General features: G+C 71.1%; 15 protein-coding genes and 1 pseudogene. 11 read left to right on the forward strand and 5 right to left on the reverse strand.

The genetic code is table 11. From position 1 onward, the window contains the following. Positions 1-96 precede the first annotated feature (96 nt). From ACIRJT_RS02940 to ACIRJT_RS02965, 6 genes are all read left to right on the forward strand, one after another. The gene (locus ACIRJT_RS02940) at positions 97-1680 is read left to right on the forward strand and encodes an ABC transporter ATP-binding protein (protein WP_056702554.1); all 1584 of its coding nucleotides are present in this window, start codon (positions 97-99) and stop codon (positions 1678-1680) included. Then, positions 1677-2795: an ABC transporter permease gene (locus tag ACIRJT_RS02945; RefSeq protein WP_403903619.1), complete on the forward strand. Its 1119-nt coding sequence runs from the start codon at positions 1677-1679 to the stop codon at positions 2793-2795. Before ACIRJT_RS02940 ends, ACIRJT_RS02945 begins: the two co-directional genes overlap by 4 nt. Next, a complete protein-coding gene (locus ACIRJT_RS02950) occupies positions 2792-4054 on the forward strand; it encodes an ABC transporter permease (protein WP_403903621.1) in 1263 nt (420 codons plus the stop codon). Before ACIRJT_RS02945 ends, ACIRJT_RS02950 begins: the two co-directional genes overlap by 4 nt. Further along, positions 4051-4479: a cytidine deaminase gene (locus tag ACIRJT_RS02955; RefSeq protein WP_403903624.1), complete on the forward strand. Its 429-nt coding sequence runs from the start codon at positions 4051-4053 to the stop codon at positions 4477-4479. The genes ACIRJT_RS02950 and ACIRJT_RS02955 overlap by 4 nt, the downstream gene beginning before the upstream one ends. A gap of 119 nt (positions 4480-4598) precedes the next feature. Next, positions 4599-5876, forward strand: coding sequence for a thymidine phosphorylase (locus tag ACIRJT_RS02960; protein WP_403903627.1), 1278 nt, complete (start codon positions 4599-4601; stop codon positions 5874-5876). A gap of 97 nt (positions 5877-5973) precedes the next feature. After that, entirely contained in the window at positions 5974-6564 is a 591-nt protein-coding gene (locus ACIRJT_RS02965; protein WP_403903630.1) for a Uma2 family endonuclease, read from the forward strand. A gap of 80 nt (positions 6565-6644) precedes the next feature. On the opposite strand, the gene ACIRJT_RS02970 is transcribed toward ACIRJT_RS02965, so the two are convergent. After that, positions 6645-9929 (reverse strand): S8 family peptidase, encoded by a 3285-nt coding sequence (locus ACIRJT_RS02970; RefSeq protein ID WP_403904448.1) that lies wholly within the window; start codon positions 9927-9929, stop codon positions 6645-6647. 261 nt (positions 9930-10190) lie between these two features. Between ACIRJT_RS02970 and ACIRJT_RS02975 the strand changes: the two genes are divergently transcribed. Next, positions 10191-10565: an STAS domain-containing protein gene (locus tag ACIRJT_RS02975; RefSeq protein WP_403903632.1), complete on the forward strand. Its 375-nt coding sequence runs from the start codon at positions 10191-10193 to the stop codon at positions 10563-10565. 74 nt (positions 10566-10639) lie between these two features. Here the strand turns inward: ACIRJT_RS02975 and ACIRJT_RS02980 are convergent, their stop codons facing one another. Together ACIRJT_RS02980 and ACIRJT_RS02985 are read right to left on the reverse strand one after the other, a co-directional pair. Further along, a complete protein-coding gene (locus tag ACIRJT_RS02980) occupies positions 10640-11665 on the reverse strand; it encodes a sigma-70 family RNA polymerase sigma factor (protein WP_403903634.1) in 1026 nt (341 codons plus the stop codon). Positions 11666-11844: 179 nt separating this feature from the next. After that, positions 11845-12561, reverse strand: coding sequence for a L,D-transpeptidase family protein (locus ACIRJT_RS02985; protein ID WP_403903636.1), 717 nt, complete (start codon positions 12559-12561; stop codon positions 11845-11847). 333 nt (positions 12562-12894) lie between these two features. Here ACIRJT_RS02985 and ACIRJT_RS02990 point away from each other — a divergent pair. Further along, a pseudogene (locus ACIRJT_RS02990) lies at positions 12895-13086 on the forward strand (SAM-dependent methyltransferase); the annotation flags it as partial. A 147-nt stretch (positions 13087-13233) separates the two neighbouring features. Here the strand turns inward: ACIRJT_RS02990 and ACIRJT_RS02995 are convergent. After that, the gene (locus tag ACIRJT_RS02995) at positions 13234-14541 is read right to left on the reverse strand and encodes an MFS transporter (RefSeq protein WP_403903638.1); all 1308 of its coding nucleotides are present in this window, start codon (positions 14539-14541) and stop codon (positions 13234-13236) included. 62 nt (positions 14542-14603) lie between these two features. On the opposite strand from ACIRJT_RS02995, the gene ACIRJT_RS03000 reads away from it, so the two are divergent. Further along, positions 14604-15557 (forward strand): LysR family transcriptional regulator, encoded by a 954-nt coding sequence (locus ACIRJT_RS03000; protein WP_403903640.1) that lies wholly within the window; start codon positions 14604-14606, stop codon positions 15555-15557. A gap of 24 nt (positions 15558-15581) precedes the next feature. Here the strand turns inward: ACIRJT_RS03000 and ACIRJT_RS03005 are convergent, their stop codons facing one another. Continuing rightward, the gene (locus ACIRJT_RS03005; RefSeq protein ID WP_403903643.1) at positions 15582-16343 is read right to left on the reverse strand and encodes an alpha/beta hydrolase; all 762 of its coding nucleotides are present in this window, start codon (positions 16341-16343) and stop codon (positions 15582-15584) included. Positions 16344-16446: 103 nt separating this feature from the next. On the opposite strand from ACIRJT_RS03005, the gene ACIRJT_RS03010 reads away from it, so the two are divergent. After that, positions 16447-17601, forward strand: coding sequence for an adenosine deaminase (locus ACIRJT_RS03010; RefSeq protein WP_403903646.1), 1155 nt, complete (start codon positions 16447-16449; stop codon positions 17599-17601). A gap of 134 nt (positions 17602-17735) precedes the next feature. Beyond that, positions 17736-18038 (forward strand): hypothetical protein, encoded by a 303-nt coding sequence (locus ACIRJT_RS03015; protein WP_403903648.1) that lies wholly within the window; start codon positions 17736-17738, stop codon positions 18036-18038. The last annotated feature ends 189 nt before the right edge of the window (positions 18039-18227 follow it).

An 18227-nucleotide genomic window follows, 5' to 3' on the forward strand; every position in this document is an offset into this window, starting at 1 on the left:
TCGGCAGCGCTACGCGTGTAGACAGCCCTCCGGCGCGATAACTTCACCCCGCCCCCCAGGGGGTCCCCGACACCCCCAGCCCCTCCGCCCCCGCTCCTGTCCGGCCAAGGAGAGTGCGTCATCAACGCGTCCAGCAGTCCCCCTGCCGTAGAACTGCACGGCATCACCAAGCGCTTCCCCGGCGTCGTCGCCAACCACGACATCGACATCACGATCGGCAAGGGCACGGTCCATGCCCTCGTCGGTGAGAACGGCGCCGGCAAGTCCACCCTGATGAAGATCCTCTACGGCATGCAGAAGCCGGACGAGGGCACCATCGCGATCAACGGCGAGCAGGTCTCGTTCTCCAATCCGGGCGACGCCATCGAGCGGGGCATCGGCATGGTGCACCAGCACTTCATGCTCGCCGACAACTTCACCGTCCTGGAGAACGTCGTCCTCGGCGGCGAGAAGCTGTACGGCATCGGCTCCGGCGCCCGGAAGAAGATCAAGGAGATCTCCGACGCGTACGGGCTCGGCATCCGGCCCGACGCGCTCGTGGAGGACCTCGGGGTCGCCGACCGGCAGCGCGTGGAGATCCTCAAGGTGCTCTACCGGGGCGCCCGCATCCTGATCCTGGACGAGCCGACCGCGGTCCTCGTCCCGCAGGAGGTCGACGCGCTCTTCGCCAACCTCCGCGAGCTCAAGGCCGAGGGCCTGACCGTCATCTTCATCTCGCACAAGCTCGGCGAGGTGCTCTCCGTCGCCGACGACATCACCGTGATCCGCCGGGGCACGACCGTGGGCACCGCCGACCCGGCGTCCACCACGACCAAGCAGCTCGCCGAGCTGATGGTCGGCAGCGAGCTGCCCTCGCCGGAGACCCGCGAGTCCACCGTCACCGATGTGCCGATGCTGCGCGTGCGGGACCTGGCGCTCACGGTCACCGACCCCGACGGCACCGTCCGCGACGTGCTCGCCGGCATCGACCTCACCATCCACCAGGGCGAGGTCCTCGGCATCGCCGGGGTCGAGGGCAACGGGCAGACCGAGCTGATCGAAGCGCTGATCGGCATGCGCATCCCGGACGGCGGGGTGATCACCCTCGACCAGGACGACATCTCGCAGGTCCCCACCCGCAAGCGGCGCGAGGCCGGCATCGGGTACATCCCCGAGGACCGCCACCGCCACGGCGTCCTGCTGGACGCCCCGCTGTGGGAGAACCGCATCCTCGGCCACGTCACCGAGAAGCCCAACAGCCGCGGCTGGCTGCTGGACAACAAGGCGGCCCGCGCCGACACCGAGCGGATCGTGCGCGAGTACGACGTGCGCACCCCCGGCATCGAGGTCACCGCGGCCTCCCTCTCCGGCGGCAACCAGCAGAAGCTGATCGTCGGCCGCGAGATGAGCCACGCGCCCAAGCTCCTGATCGCCGCCCACCCCACCCGTGGCGTGGACGTCGGCGCGCAGGCGCAGATCTGGGACCAGATCCGCGAGGCCCGCCGCGAAGGGCTGGCCGTCCTGCTGATCTCGGCCGACCTGGACGAGCTGATCGGGCTCTCCGACACCCTGCGCGTCATGTACCGCGGCCGACTGGTCGCCGACGCCGACCCGGCCACCATCACCCCGGAGGAACTGGGCTCGGCCATGACCGGCGCCGCCACCGGTCACCTCGAAAGCCCGGAGGACGAGGCCCGATGAAGAAACTCGACAAGGACCGGCTGATCCTGGGCTTCGCCGGCCCGGTGCTCGCCCTGGTCGTCGCCCTCGCGCTGACGACCGTGGTGCTGCTCGCCTCCGGCCGGAACCCCTTCGAGCCGTACCGGATCATGTTCGAGTCGGCGAGTTACGTCGACGTACAGGTCCTGATCGTCAACCAGGCCGGTACGTACTACCTCGCCGCACTCGCCGTGGCCGTCGGCTTCCGGATGAACCTCTTCAACATCGGCGTCGACGGGCAGTACCGCCTCGCCGCGATGATGGCCGCGCTGGTCGGCGCGAGCGTCAGCCTGCCGGGGCCGCTGCACATCGCGCTGATCGTGATCGTCGCGATGCTGGTCGGCGCGTTCTGGGCGGGCATCGCGGGCTTCCTCAAGACCACCCGCGGGGTGAGCGAGGTCGTCTCGACGATCATGCTCAACTCGATCGCCACCGCCCTGGTCGCCTGGCTGATCCTGCCGAAGAACTTCGGCGAGCAGCCCGCCGGCTCCAACAACCTGACCACCGGTGAGATCCCCGAGTCCGGCTGGTTCCCGGGGCTGCCGATGGGCGACCAGGCCGGGGAGATCTACGGCTTCACGTTCGTCGCCGCGGGCTGCGGCCTCCTGTACTGGTTCGTGCTGAACCGCACCCGGTTCGGCTTCGACCTGCGCGCCACCGGCGCCAGCGAGAGCGCCGCCCAGGCGTCCGGTGTGGACGCCAAGAAGATGATCCTCACCTCGATGCTGATCTCCGGCGCGGTCGCGGGCCTGGCCGGCATGCCGACCCTGCTCGGCGACACCCACACCTACAGCCTCGACTTCCCCACCGGCATCGGCTTCACCGGCATCACCATCGCGCTGCTGGGCCGCAACAACCCGCTCGGCATCGCCTTCAGCGCCCTGCTGATCGCCTTCCTGGACAAGTCGTCGGCCTCGCTCGACCAGTACGGGTACGAGAAGGAGATCGCCACGATCATGCAGGGCCTGATCGTGATCTCGGTCGTCGTCTCCTACGAGCTGGTCCGCCGGTACGGCATCCGCCGCCAGCAGCAGAAGGTCGGCGAGGAGCTCGCCGCCGGCCATGCCATCAAGACCGAGAAGGAGGCGGCCCTGTGAGCACGAGCAAAGTCACCGCCGCACGCCCCGCCCCGCCGAAGGGCGGCCGCCGCAAGCTCACCCTGCCCGTCGTCCTCCTGATCATCGCGGGCGCGCTCGCCCTGGTCTCGCTGGTACGCCTCATCAGCGGCGCCAACGACGTCACCTCGGTCGGCCAGGTCGCCGGCGCCCTGGAGCTCGCCGTCCCGATCGGCCTCGCCGGGCTCGGCGGCCTGTGGGCCGAGCGCGCGGGCGTCGTCAACATCGGCCTCGAAGGCATGATGGTCCTGGGCACCTGGTTCGGCGCCTGGGCCGGGTTCCAGTGGGGCCCGTGGGTGGGCGTCCTCTTCGGCATCCTCGGCGGCTGCCTCGGCGGCCTGCTGCACGCGGTCATCACGGTCACCTTCGGCGTGAACCACATCGTCTCCGGTGTGGCGATCAACATCCTCGCCGTCGGCGTCACCCGCTACCTCTCCAACTTCGCCTTCGACGGCATCCAGGGCGGCTCCTCCAAGCAGTCCCCGCGCATCGATCCGATCGACAAGATCACCATCCCAGGGCTCTCGGACTGGTTGCAGGACCTGCAACAGCAGCACTGGTTCCTGATCTCCGACATCGCGGGCATCCTCGGCGGCCTGGTCACCGGGCTCTCCCTGCTGACCGTCGTCGCCCTGCTGCTGATCCCCGCCACCTGGTGGATCCTGTGGCGCACGCCGTTCGGCCTGCGGCTGCGCTCCTGCGGCGAGTCCCCGGTGGCCGCCGAGACCCTCGGCGTCAATGTCTACAAGTACAAGTACATCGCCGTCACCATCTCCGGCGGTCTGGCGGGCCTGGGCGGCGCGTTCCTCGCGATCGTCGCCACCGGCATCTACCAGGAGGGCCAGACCGGCGGCCGCGGCTACATCGGCCTCGCCGCGATGATCTTCGGCAACTGGATGCCGGGCGGTATGGCGCTGGGCGCCGGGCTCTTCGGCTTCACCGACAGCCTCAAGCTGCGCGGCGGCGCGGAGAACGTCCACGCGATGCTGCTCCTGCTGGCGATCCTGCTGGTCATCGCGGTGTTCTGGCAGCTGTACCGGAAGAAGTACGTCGCCGCGGTGATCTCGGCGGCCGTCTCGGCGCTGCTGTTCACCTGGTACCTCCTGACCGACCAGGTGCCGAGCCAGTTCGTCGACGCCGCCCCGTACGTCACGACGCTGCTGGTCCTCTCGCTCTCCGCGCAACGGCTGCGGATGCCCAAGGCGGACGGCGTGCCGTACCGCAAGGGCGAGGGCAAGTGACGCCGCCCGCCGCCGGAGGCCCGCCCGCCGAGGCGTTCGGCGAGGCCGACTGGGAGGCCCTGCGGGCCGCGGCCCGGGACGCCATGTCCCGGGCGTACGCCCCCTACTCGGGCTTCCCGGTCGGTGTCGCCGCCCGGGTGGACGACGGCCGCACGATCACCGGCTGCAACGTGGAGAACGCCAGCTACGGCCTCTCGCTCTGCGCCGAGTGCGGTCTGGTCTCCACGCTCCAGGCCACCGGCGGCGGCCGGCTGACCCACTTCACCTGCGTGGACGGCACCGGGGCGATCCTGGTGCCGTGCGGCAGGTGCCGGCAGCTGCTGTACGAGTTCGGCGGCCCGGAGCTGCTCCTGGAGACGCCCGACGGGCGTCGGACACTGGACGAGATGCTGCCCCAGTCGTTCGGCCCGCAGCACCTCGGCTGAACCCCGCACTTCTCGGCGGTGGCCCTTCCCCTTCACGGAAGGGCCACCGCTCTTCCCCCTCTCTATGCGCGTAGAGTCACTTCGGACTCTTGCGTACGCACCCGGCCGGAAGGATTCCCATGGACCCCATCTCCGTCATCCGCACCAAGCGGGACCGAGGCGAGCTGACCCCCGAGCAGATCGACTGGGTCATCGACGCCTACACCCGCGGCGAGGTCGCCGACGAGCAGATGTCCGCCCTGGCCATGGCGATCCTGCTCAACGGGATGAACCGCGCCGAGATCGCCCGCTGGACCGCCGCGATGATCGCCTCCGGCGAGCGGATGAGCTTCGACGCGCTGTCCCGCCCCACCACGGACAAGCACTCCACCGGCGGCGTCGGCGACAAGATCACCCTGCCGCTCGCCCCGCTGGTCGCCGCCTGCGGCGCGGCCGTGCCGCAGCTGAGCGGCCGGGGTCTCGGCCACACCGGCGGCACCCTGGACAAGCTGGAGTCCATCCCCGGCTGGCGGGCCCACATCTCCAACGCGCAGATGCGACACGTCCTCGACACCACCGGCGCGGTCATCTGCGCGGCCGGGGACGGTCTCGCCCCCGCCGACAAGAAGCTGTACGCGCTGCGCGACGTCACCGGCACCGTCGAGGCGATCCCGCTGATCGCCAGCTCCATCATGTCCAAGAAGATCGCCGAGGGCACCGGGGCGCTCGTCCTGGACGTCAAGGTCGGCTCGGGCGCCTTCATGAAGACCATCGAGGACGCCCGCGAACTGGCCTCCACCATGGTCGCGCTCGGCACCGACAGCGGTGTGCGCACGGTCGCGCTGCTCACCGACATGTCCACCCCGCTCGGCCTCACCGCGGGCAATGCCCTGGAGGTCCGCGAGTCGGTCGAGGTGCTGGCCGGCGGCGGCCCGAGGGACGTCGTCGACCTCACCCTCGCCCTCGCCCGCGAGATGCTGGACGCGGCGGGCCTCAAGGACGCCGACCCGGAGAAGGCACTCGCCGACGGCTCCGCGATGGACGTCTGGCGCCGGATGATCTCCGCCCAGGGCGGCGACCCGGACGCCGAGCTCCCCACCTCCCGCGAGCAGCACGTGGTCACCGCCCCCGCCTCCGGCGTCCTGACCCGCCTGGACGCCTACGACGTCGGCGTCGCCGCCTGGCGCCTCGGCGCGGGCCGGGCCCGCAAGGAGGACCCGGTGCAGGCGGGCGCGGGCGTCGAGCTGCACGCGAAGCCCGGCGACACCGTCACCGAGGGCCAGCCCCTGATGACGCTGCACACGGACACCCCCGAGAAGTTCGACTACGCGCTGAAGGCGCTGCCGGAGGCGTACGACATCGCCCCGGCCGGCACGTCGTTCTCGCCGCTGCCGGTGGTGCGGGAACGTATCGCCTGACCTGCGGTTTCCCCATATGGGTGAACGGGATCGGTGGACTGCCACCGGTCCCGTTCGGCATGCTGGACTCGGTGACGTACCGATAGAGGAGACCGCCATGAGCGCACTCACCGTCGAGCCCGTTCCGGGCCCCGGCCAGGACTGGGACGACCTGGTCCGGATCTGGGAGGAGACGGACGCGCCCGAGGGCTGCAAGGTGGAGATCATCGAGGAGATCGTCACCGTGTCGCCGCCGCCGTCCAAGGACCACAACACCACCGCTGAGCTGCTCCAGCGCAGGCTCTTCACCGTCATCCCGGAGCGCTGGGGTGTCTACCAGACCCTCGGCCTCTCGCTGCCCGGGCGGGGCGGCATCTACATTCCCGACCTCGTGGTCATGGACCGAGCGCTGCTTGTCGGGCCCGGTCACACCGTGCCCGCCTCCGAGGCCCTGCTCGTCGTCGAGATCACCTCCCGCGCCGACGCCAACCACGACCGCGTCAGCAAGGTGAACGGCTACGCCAAGGCCGGGGTGGAGCTGTTCCTGCTCCTCGACCCCTGGCACTCCGGCCGTCCGACCGCGACGCTGTACGGCGATCCCGAGGGCGGTACGTACCGCGTGCTGGAAACGGTCGAGTACGGACGGAAGCTGACCCTCCCCGATCCGTTCGGGCTGGTCCTGGACACGGGCGTCCTCCCCATCAGCTGACATGCGGACGGCCCGCCGCACGGAGAGGATCCGTGCGACGGGCCGTCGTCATGCGAGCGTGAACTACCGGACGTATCGGGTCACTTGCCGAAGTACGCGCTGTAGATCGTCACCGACGAGGTGTTGCCCTTCTTGTCGGAGACCTTGGCGGCGAACGAGATGGCCTTGCCCTTCGCCGGGTTCTTGACGGCGATCTTCCCCTTCTTGACGGTGACCTTCTTCCAGGTCTTGCCGCCGTTGTAACTGACGTACGTCTTCAGCGACTTCAGGTTCTTGCCCGCGGCCGCGCCGTGGACCTTCACGGGCACCGAGACGGTCTTGCCCGCCTTGACCCGGCCGTCCGTGCCCACGACCGGGGTGAACCGGACGGTGGAGACGGGCAGCATCGTGAACGCGGTCTTCTTCGAGCGGAACGTCCAGGCCGCGTCCACCCGGGTGGAGAGCGGGTTGATCTTCGCGCTGTGCTTGACCGTGGTCGTCAGCTTGTAGTCGGCCGAGCCCGCCGGGACCCGGAAGGGCTCGCCGCCGCCCAGCGGGTCGCCGTTCTGGCCGAGCTTCTTGCCGTTGCGGTACAGCACGGTCTTGGCCGACGAGAACAGCATCCCGCCCGCGTTGCCCTGGCCGTCGGCCAGCAGCGGGAGGGTGCCGGTGATCTCGTTGCCCTCACGGACGATGCCGTAGTCCTTGTTCACCAGCGGGCCGAAGACCGCGGTGTTCACGGACTTCGTGTACGTCTTGCCCGCCTTGTACGTCGCGTCCTTGGCCGCCTGGTAGTTGGCCTCGTACGTCGGCCAGCCGCTCGCGTCGGCCGGGCCCTGCTGGTCGAAGTCGAAGCTCCAGCTCACCTTGTCCGCGGTGGAGACGTACATCGTGCGAGTGCCGGGCAGCTTCTGGTCGATCGAGGTCACCCAGCCGCCGCCCTGTGTGGGCAGGAAGGGGAAGGCGGTGATCGAACCCTTCTTCTTCGGCGCGGCCGAGCCCATGGCGATCTTCACCTTGGCCAGCTGCGCCGTGGTGAACTTCCGGTTGTAGCCGGTGGCGAGCTGCTTGACCGTGCCGCCGACCGCGATGTCGTACTCGGTCGAGGCGCCCTTGCTCCAGGTGCCCGCCCAGTGCTGGGCGAGGGAACCGTCGGTGATCTGCGGGCCGACGTGGAGCGTGCGGATGCCGGCCGGCGAATCCGTCAGCCAGCCGAAGGAGACCGCGTCCTCTCCCGACTCCACCACGTAGTCCGGTGCGAACAGCTCGCCCTTCGCCTTCGCGTCCGGCACCGTGACGTTCACCGGCTTCGCCTTGCGGGCGTCGAACGTCAGCGAGGTGTTCTTGGTGATCGCGACCTTGGGCTGCACGATCCAGTCGGCGCCCTTGGTGACGTCGTCCGGGTCGTCGTAGACCGTGGAGTTGACCACGTACGTGCCCTTGGGCACCCGGATCTTCGCGGTGCCGTCGACGACACGCGGGTTCAGGAACGGGTCGCCGGACTCCGTACCGAAGCGGAAGAGCGTGCTGTCCGCGTAGGCCGCCGGACGGCCGTCCCGCCCGAGGTGCTTGACCGTGAGCTCGTAGCTCTCCACCTCACGCTCGACCGCGGCGGCCGTGCGCACGGTCTGCCCGCCGCCGGTGGCCACCAGATACGCGGAGTACGTGCCGTCGGTGGTGCCGCCGAGCCGGGTGTCGGCGGTCAGCGCCACCTCCGCCGTGCCGCCCGCCGGGACGGTGACCCGGTCCGCGCCGAGCGTGAAGAAGCCGGCCGGAGCGGGCTTGCCCGCCGGGCCGGTGCCCGTCACCTTCAGATCGAGGGTGACGTCGCTCGTGCCGAGGTTGCGGTACGTGACCTTCTCGGTGGCCGGCTCGTCGTCGGTGTGGGGCCACTGCTGCACCCCGAAGCTCACCGAGACCGGGTCGGCGACGACGGTCTGGGCGATCGCCCGGTCCACCGCGATCCGGCCGGAGCCCTGCTGGAACGGGTTGTACGCGCCGGGCTTCGTGGACGCGGTCAGCGCGCCCTTCAGCTCGGTGTACGCCCAGTCGGGGTGCTGCTGCTTGAGGAGGGCGGCCGCGCCCGCGACATGCGGGGTGGCCATCGACGTACCCGAGATCGTCGCGTAGCCGGCGGGGTTCTCGCCCACCTCCTTCGCGATCAGCGAGCCGGACGGGATCGCCGCCGTGGTGTCCACGCCGGGGGCCGTCACGTCGGGCTTGACCGCCCCGTCCCCGACCCGCGGGCCGCGGCTGGAGAAGCCCGCCAGCTTGTCCTGGTCGTCGACCGCGCCCACGGTCAGCGCGGCGTCCGCGCTGCCCGGTGAGCCCACCGTGCCCGCGCCGGACCCCTCGTTGCCCGCGGCGATCGCGAACAGGACGCCCTTCTCGGCCGACAGCTTGTCGACCGCGGCCTCCAGCGGGTCCACCTCCGGGGTGTCCGTCCCGCCGAGGCTCAGGTTGACGATGTCGGCGCCCTGGGCGACCGCCCACTCCATTCCGGCCAGGATGCCGGAGTCATCGCCGTAGCCGTCGTCGTCGAGCACCTTGCCCGCGAGCAGCTTGGCGTCCGGGGCCACGCCCTTGAACTTCCCGCCCGACTTGGCGCCGGTGCCCGCCGCGATCGAGGCGACGTGCGTGCCGTGGCCCACCCGGTCCTTGGTGTCCTTGGCGGCGCTGAAGTTCTTCTCCGCGAGGATCTGGCCCTTGAGGTCGGGGTGGGTGGCGTCCGTCCCGGTGTCCAGGACCGCGATCTTGACGCCCTTGCCGGTGAACCCGGCCTTCCACGCCGCCGGGGCGCCGATCTGCGGGACGCTCTTGTCGAGACTCGCCCGGCGCACCCCGTCCAGCCAGACCCGGTCGATGCCGGCCGCGGTGGTGACCCGCTCACCGTCCGCCCGCCGGTCGGTGAGCGCCTTCCAGATGGCCGGCGCGTCGGCGGTCGGCGTGGTCACCGACTCGGCGTTCAGCGACGTCAGGCTCCGGCCCACCTCGGTGGAGCCCGCGTCGCGGACCTGTGCCTTCGCGGAGGCGGCCTGCTTGCCCCGGTAGCCGACGATCAGCTTCAGGCCGTCCCGCTGCGCCCGGAGGTTCTCCGGGCGGCTCAGCTCGGTGACGTCGAACAGCCGCCGGTCGAGCTTGCCGGAGACGACCAGCCGGTGGGCGTCGGCCGGGACGACGAGCGTGTGCCCCTCGTCGCTCATCCGCTGCACCGGGATGTTCTCCCGGCCCTTCGCGGGCCGGAAGGCGACCGGCTTGCCCTGGGCGTCGACGGTGACCCGGTCGCCGGTGACGAGGGTCAGCTGACGCAGCTCCCTCTGCTGGTCACGGTCCTGGGCGCCGGACGCCCCCCTCGGATCCGGCTGGGCGACGGCGGACGAGGTCATGCCCGCCGCCAGTGCCACGGCCACGGCAACGGCGACCGCCGGTATGCACGCGTTTCTCACGTGTCTGCGCAACTCTCCCCCTGGAGAACTCGATGGCTTCTCGGTCCGTCGGTCCGCAGAGACGCAGGAACGACGACTGCGGCCCGTCGGTTCATCGAACTAGAGTGAATACTGGGAGAGTTGGTTCACGGAAGAGGTGCAGGGGATTCACAGTTGTCGCAAAACGGCCCCTCCGTGGCGGGGGTCGTGCGGCGGGGGCCGATGAATTTCGCCCGCCGGTCAGGTCTGCCTGGTGTGGATGCCGAGAATCCGATCGCCCTGACTGTGACCGGCCGGGTCAGCCGTGCCGCCGTACCCGACCTCTGCGCCGAGCTGGAGCGTGCTCTCGCCGAACCCCGCGGAGCCGCCCTCGCCCCGGGCGCGGCCGTGGACTGCGATGTGGGCGGCGTGATCCGGCCCGATCTCACCCTGGTGGAGGCGGTGGCCCGGTTGGGGCTTGTCGCCCGCCGGTCCGGACGCACGCTGCGGCTGCGCCGTGTGCCCCCCGAACTCCGGTCACTGCTGGACCTGGTGGGGCTGGCCGATGTGGTGACCCTGGAGGAGGGCCCGGAGGAGTGGGTGCCGGGCCCGCGCTGACGCCGGGCCCGTACCGATGCCGGGCCCGGCGCCCCGTTCGCGCGCCTCGGGGTGCCGGGCCCGGCCGGTGACTCCTACGCGTCGGCCGGGAGCCGGTCCGGCAGGCCGAACAGCGGGAACCAGCGCGGGACGTCCAGGAAGCAGTGCATGCCGGTGATCGCCCCGTCCTGGATGTCGATGACCTGGACCGCCCACGGCACGAACCCGTCCCCGTCCTCGGCGGGCTTGTAGTGCGCGAAGCCGGGGGAGCCGTTGGCCGCGACGGGCACCAGCCTGGAGCCCGCGCACGCCGCGCCGATGGAGGTCATGAACCCCGTGATGTCCCCGGTGCCCCGGAGCCACAGGTCGAACGGCGGCATCGTCATCACCGCGTCCTCGTGGAGCAGCGCGGTCAGGGCGGCCATGTCATATCCCTCGAACGCCTTCACATAGCGCTCCAGGAGTTTCTGCTGCTCCTCGTCGAGGGGGTCCGCCGCATCGCCCGCCCGGCCCTCCGTCTCGGTCAGCGTGGCGCGGGCCCGCTGGAGGGCGCTGTTGACCGAGGCGACGGAGGTCTCCAGCAGCTCGGCCACCTCCGCGGCCTTCCAGGCGAGGACCTCGCGCAGGATCAGCACGGCGCGCTGCTTGGGCGGCAGGTGCTGGAGAGCGGCGACGAACGCGAGCCGCACCGACTCGCGCGCCACGGCCGCCTCCGCCGGATCCTGGACCGAGGGCAGGATCCGGCCGTCGGGCATCGGCTCCAGCCAGACGTTCTCCGGGCGGGGGCTGAGCGCTGCCTGGGCGAGCGGTGTCGGGCCCGTCAGGTCGACCGGGCGGGCCCGCTTGTTGCCCGCGTTCAGCATGTCCAGGCAGACGTTGGTGGCGATCCGGTAGAGCCAGGAGCGCAGCGAGGATCGGCCCTCGAACTTGTCGAAGTTGCGCCAGGCCCGGACCAGGGTGTCCTGCACCGCGTCCTCGGCCTCGAAGGCGGAGCCGAGCATCCGGTAGCAGTATCCCGTCAGCTCGATCCGGTGCCCTTCCAGGCGGCTGTCGATCCCGGAGGCGTCGCCCCCGCCGTCCGCCGCCGCTCCTGTGGCCGTCGTCGTGGTCAGATCGCTCATCGCTCCACCCCTGTCGCGCGCAGCCGCGCTGTGGCATCCGTCACCCGGTACGTCGGAAGCTACCGCAGGCCACTGACAGTCGGGGGCGGAAAGAGGACAAGGGGTGCCCGGCGGCCGTGGCAGCGGCCACGGTCCGCCCGGCGCCCCTCCGGGTGTCCCGCCTGTACCGAGCGTGTCGCTCAGGTCCCGGGCTTGCGCCCGTACACGTACACGTCGTCGCCGTTCTTCAGCAGTTTCCAGTATGCCTTCGCGTCGGCGGGGCGCATGTTGACGCAGCCGCCGGAGCCCGGGGGGTTGTACATGGACTTGGTGACCGAGTGGAACGCCTGGCCGCCGTCGAAGAACTGGGAGTACGGCATCCAGACCTTGTAGATGGTCGACCAGTGCTTGATGTTGCGCCAGTAGACCTTCTTGGACCCGGTCCGGGTCTCGACGCCGTTCCGGCCGGTCCGCACCGGCACCGGTCCGTAGGTGAGCTTCTTGCCGTCCTGGATCCAGCTCAGCTGCCGCGTCAGGTCGACACAGGCGATGCGTCCCTTGTTGGTGGGGCACTTCTTCGCCTTGTTGGGGTTCTTCCCGGCCGCCTTCTGGGCGAGCATCGTGTTCATCGTGCGCCAGGTCAGCGGGCCGGCGTAGCCGATGGTGGGGGTGATCCCGTGCTTCTTCTGGAACTTCTGGATCGCCTTGCAGTCGGCCGCCGACTGCTTGCCGTCCACGGGCCGCTTCAGAAACTTCTCGACCTGCTTCTGGTGCGGTCCCACCGACGTGGTGCAGGACGCCGCGTGGGCGGCGGTGCCGGTGCCCAGGACCAGCGCCGGAGCGGCCACCAGTCCGGCGACGGACAGTGCCACCCCTCGTCGCAGAGGTCTTCCGGATATCTTCGCCGTGACTCCCATGCGCGCCAACTCCCCTTCGCCCAAAGTGCTTTGTTGGTTACGCCTGGTAGACGTGCGAAGAGGTGCGGTGGTTGCGCGCCGGTATGTCTCGGTTGCGTCCCGGTCCGGCGCGACCCGGTCACGGTCCCGGTCCGGCAGGGCCTCCCGCGCTCCCGTGCGACGAGCCGGGAAAACCGGTGGAGCGGCCGACCGGAAAGCCCTACGGTCACCGGGTTCCAGCTCCACGCGCTCACGACGAGGTGTTCTCGATGACGGTCCGAGCAACGGCGGCCGACTCCGGCCGGCCGTCCCCCGTAGCTGCCATGACCTCATCGAACGTAAGGAACACCGCTCGTGGATCTTCCCCGCGTCTTCACCCTCCGCGAAAGCAGCCACCGCATCCACAACCCGTTCACCCCGGGCAAGCTCGCCGATCTCGGCCGGGCGCTGCGCCTGGCGCCCGGTACGCGGGTGCTCGACCTCGTCGGCGGATCGGGCGAGATGCTCTGCACCTGGGCCCGTGACCACGGGGTCACCGGGACCGGCTACGCGCGCTACCACCGGGAGTACCTCGGCTGGGGGGTCTTCGCCCTGATGGCACGCTGATGGCCCGCTGAGGGCCTGACGGTCCGACGAATGGCGCGGGTCCGGGCAGCGCGTGCCGCCCGGACCCGCGCTCGCCGCTCGGGCGGTTCAGCGGGCCGCGGGGACGAGCGCCCGCCGCTCCGCACGCGCCACCCGGGTCCCGTACAGGGTGATCGAGACGACCCCGAGGACCGCGAGCAGCCCCAGCGCCACCGTCGCCGCCCAGCCCCCGGCGTGGAAGGCGACCGCGCCCAGCGTGCCGCCCGCGCTGGAGCCCAGGTAGTACGCCGACTGGTAGAGCGCCGAGGCCTGCGCCCGGCCCGTCGTCGCGGTGCGGCTCACCGACGACGAGGCGACCGCGTGCCCGGCGAAGAAGCCGGCCGTGATCAGCACCAGGCCCAGCAGCACAGCGGCCAGCCGGTCGGCCAGCGAGAGCAGCAGCCCGGCGGCCGTGGTGGAGACCGCCAGATAGAGCGCGCCCCGGCGGCCGAGGCGGGCCACCAGGCGTCCGGCGGCGGCCGAGGAGACCGTGCCGACCAGGTAGACCAGGAAGATCGAGCCGATGACGCCCTGCGGCAGGCTGAACGGCTCCTCGACCAGCCGGTAGCCGATCACCGTGTAGACCGCGCCGAACACCGTCATGAACAGCGCGCCGATCGCGTACAGCCGGACCAGCAGCGGGTCCGCCAGATGCGTGGCGACGGTCTTCGCGAGGGCCTTCGGGTTCAGCGAACCGGGACGGAAGTTCCGGGCCTTCGGGATGAGGAAGTGGAACGCGACGGCGCACGCCAGCGCGAGCAGCCCGACCGCCGCCAGCGCGGCCCGCCAGCCCCAGGCCTGGGCGACCCACCCGGTGAGGATGCGCCCGCTCATGCCGCCGATGCTGTTGCCCGCGACGAACAGTCCGATCGCGGCGATCAGCGCCTTGGGCCGCACCTCCTCCGCGAGATACGCCATCGCCGAGGCCGGAAGTCCGGCGAGCGCCGCACCCTGGACGGCGCGCAGCGCGATCAGCGCGCCCATCGACGGGGCGAAGGGCACCAGCAGTCCGACCAGCACCGCGATCGCCAGCGACGCCGTCATCATCTGCCGCCGCCCGAACCGCTCCGAGAGCGCGCTCAGCGGCAGTACGAACAGGGCCAGCGCCCCGGTCGCCGCCGAGACCGTCCAGCTCGCCTGTCCGGCACTCGCGTCGAACGACGCGGAGAGCGCGGGCAGCAGTGCCTGCGTGGAGTAGAGGAGCGCGAAGGCCGCGACACCGGCGGCGAAGAGGGCGAGGCTCATCCGGCGGTAGCCGGGGCGGCCGGGCTCCAGACGCTCATGGGCGGCTGCGGGCTCGGCGGTGGTGGTGACGGGGGACTGCGGGGCAGAGGCATCCACGACGATGGTGGATGCCCCGGTACTGGCGGGAGGCATACGTCGAAAGTAGAGCGGGACGTTTCATGCGTCCAATGCACAGAACTGCGATAATCAATCCCATGGCGCATGAACGCAGCTCAGGGCCGTGGCTGTCACCGAGCAGTTACGAAGAAGACATCCGCGCCGTGCTCGCGCCTCGCCTCGCGTACTTCGAGGCGGTCGCCCGGCACGAGCATGTGACCCGCGCCGCACAGGAACTGGGCGTCCCGCAGTCCACGCTCTCGCGGGCCATGGTCCGGCTCGAAGCCGACCTGGGCGTCGCCCTGTTCGCCCGCAGGGGCCGCACCGTCTCGCTCACCCCGGCGGGCCGCACCTTCCTCGGCTCGGCGGAACGGGCCCTGGCCGAGGTGGAGAAGGCCGCCGACTCGGTCCGGGCGGACGCCGACCCGACGGCGGGCCGGGTCTCCTTCGGCTTCCTGCACACCATGGGCTCGGAGACCGTGCCCGCCCTGATCCGCGCCTTCCGGGTCGACCACCCCAGGGTCCGCTTCCAGCTCGTGCAGAACTACGGCGAGGCGATGATCGAACGACTGCGCGCGGGCGGCCTCGACCTCTGCCTCACCTCACCCGTGCCCGACGCCCCCGACCTGGTCGCCCGCCGCCTCGACGAACAGCGGCTGCGCCTCGTGGTCCCCGACGACCACCGCCTCGCCTCCCGCCGCCGCATCCGGCTCGCGGAGGCCGCCGACGAAACGTTCGTCACCCTGGAGCCCGGTTACGGGCTGCGCCGGATCACCGACGACCTGTGCGCCGAGGCGGGCTTCACGCCCCGGGTCGCCTTCGAGGGCGAGGAGGCGGAGACCCTGCGCGGACTGGTCGCCGCCGGGCTCGGGGTGGCCCTGCTGCCACCGCCCGCGGTCGCCCGCCCCGGCGTCGTCGAGCTGACGGTCACCGCACCGCGCGCCGCCCGCGAGATCGGGGTCGCCTGGCTGGACGGGCACCCCGACACCCCGCCGGTCGCCGCCTTCAAGCGCTTCCTGCTCTCGCGCCGGGGCCATCTGCTGCCGGACTGAGCGGGCACCCGGCGGGGTGGGCGTTCAGTGCCGCAGCGACCGGCCGAACCCGGCGGCCAACGGCATCCGCAGCCCCAGCGGCGGCGGAGCGGCGAGCGCGTCCGCGACCGGACGGGCGTAGGACCGGGCGAAGAGCGAGCCGCGCACGAAGTCGGCGGCCAGCGCCACCACTTCGGACCGGTGCTGACGCAACGCGTGTCCGTCGGAGTGGACCTCGAAGCGACAGGTGTCCCGGTTGGACTTCTTCGCCCGCTCGGCCAGCCGGTAGGACAGCTCCGGATCGGTGCGCTCGTCGTTGGTGCCGTGCACGATCAGCACCCGCCGTCCCGCCAGTTGCTTCACCGGCTCCGGTTCGGCCGACGCCTGCTCCGGCAGCCACGGGGCCATCGCCAGGACGGAGGTGACCGCGCCGTGCCCGGCGGCCCGCAGCGCGGCCCGCCCGCCCATCCCGTGGCCGGCCAGGCAGACCGGTACGTCGCCGTACCGGCGCTGCACCTCGTCGGCCGCCCACGCGGCGTCCTCGGCGGGATGCGCGTCGTCCGCGTTCCAGCCCCGGCAGCGGTAGCGCAGCACGTGCACCGCGAGCCCGTCGCCCACCCCGGCGCGGGCCAGGGAACGGGCGAACGGCAGCTGTGCCGCGTACGACAGGGTGGAGGGGCGACGGAGCGAGTCGGCCCGACCGTCAGGAAGCAACAGCACCACGCCGCTGACCTCGTCCGTTCCTCCGGCCGTCTGAACGGCCCTTCCCAGCCTGGGGTCAGACAGGGGGAGTGCGCGCTGTCCCATGACAGAACAGTGTCAGAAGGAGAGGTGTACTCCACCCGACTTCGCGGTCACTGTTACGCATCGACACCAGGCGCTCTACGCGCGTAGGCGCTAGAGTGCCAAGATGACGAGCCAGACCCCGAATGTCCCTGATTCCGACCAGATCCTGCGCGCCCCCAAGGTGCTGCTCCACGACCACCTCGACGGCGGCCTGCGGCCGGGCACCATCGTCGAGCTGGCCCGCGCGCAGGGATACGACTCCCTCCCCGAGACCGAGGCCGACAAGCTCGGCATCTGGTTCCGCGAGGCCGCCGACTCCGGTTCGCTGGAGCGCTACCTGGAGACGTTCGCCCACACCTGCGCCGTCATGCAGACCCGTGACGCCCTGTTCCGGGTGGCCGCCGAGTGTGCCGAGGACCTCGCCCAGGACGGCGTCGTCTACGCCGAGATCCGCTACGCCCCCGAGCAGCACCTGGAGGGCGGCCTGACCCTCGAAGAGGTCGTCGAGGCCGTCAACGAGGGCTTCCGTGAGGGCGAGCGCATCGCTCGCGCGGGCGGCCACCGCATCCGCGTCGGCGCCCTCCTCACCGCGATGCGGCACGCCGCCCGCGCGCTGGAGATCGCCGAACTCGCCAACAGCTACCGCGACCAGGGCGTCGTCGGTTTCGACATCGCGGGCGCCGAGGCCGGATTCCCGCCCACCCGCCACCTCGACGCGTTCGAGTACCTCAAGCGTGAGAACAACCACTTCACGATCCACGCGGGCGAGGCCTTCGGCCTGCCGTCGATCTGGCAGGCCCTCCAGTGGTGCGGCGCCGACCGCCTCGGCCACGGGGTGCGGATCATCGACGACATCGAGGTCGCCGAGGACGGCTCGGTCACCCTCGGCCGCCTCGCCTCCTACGTACGGGACAAGCGCATCCCGCTGGAGATGTGCCCGACCTCCAACCTCCAGACCGGTGCGGCCGCCTCGTACGCCGAGCACCCGATCGGACTGCTGCGCAAACTGCACTTCCGGATCACCGTGAACACGGACAACCGGCTGATGAGCGGCACGAGCATGACCGGGGAATTCGAGCGGCTGACCGAGGCCTTCGGATACACGCTCGACGACATGCAGTGGTTCACAGTCAATGCGATGAAATCAGCTTTCATTCCTTTCGACGAACGTCTCGCCATGATCAACGACGTCGTCAAGCCCGGATACGCGGAGCTGAAGTCCGAGTGGCTCTTCCGTCAGACCTCTGTGACCAGCGGTTCCGCAGTTTCGGCGGGCTGAGGGTCCCAACAGGTGAAAGGGCCGGGAAGTGAAATCCCGGCCCTTTTCCGCGTGTCGGGACGTTTGCGATAGGGGCGGCGGGGTGGCTAGCTTGCAGAGCCGCTCACATCCCCTTCCCCAAGGATGAATTCTCCATGAAGAAGTCTGCTGCCAAGACTCTCGGTGTCGCCGCTCTCGGCGCCGCTTTCGCCGCTGCCGCCGCCGGCAGCGCCTCCGCCGCCCCCGCGCTGCCGCTGGAGGCCGCGGCCGGGGTGCTCCCCGTCTCGACGATGGCGCTCGACACCGTCGCCAAGTCGGCCCAGAACGCGCCGGTCCAGGAGACCGTCGGCAAGGTCCTCGGCGGCGACGCCACCGACGCGGCCGCCCCGGTCGCCGGTCTGCTCGGCGGACTGCCCACCAAGGGCCTCACCGCCAACGGGATCCCGCTCGGCGGCTGAGAGGCTGCCGGGTCACTCCGGCCCGCGCGCCGGGCCACCGGCGCCACCCGTACATGCCAGTGGGGCGCACACCCTGATCCAGGGTGTGCGCCCCACCGCGCGGGTTGGGCACCCCCAGCGTCGGGGGGGCGCCAGGCCCCGGGGGCGGCGGGGGGGGAGGCCCCCCGCACCAGCGCCCCCCCCGCCCCC

Source organism: Streptomyces sp. NPDC102283, assembly GCF_044766265.1.
Lineage (GTDB): Bacteria > Actinomycetota > Actinomycetes > Streptomycetales > Streptomycetaceae > Streptomyces.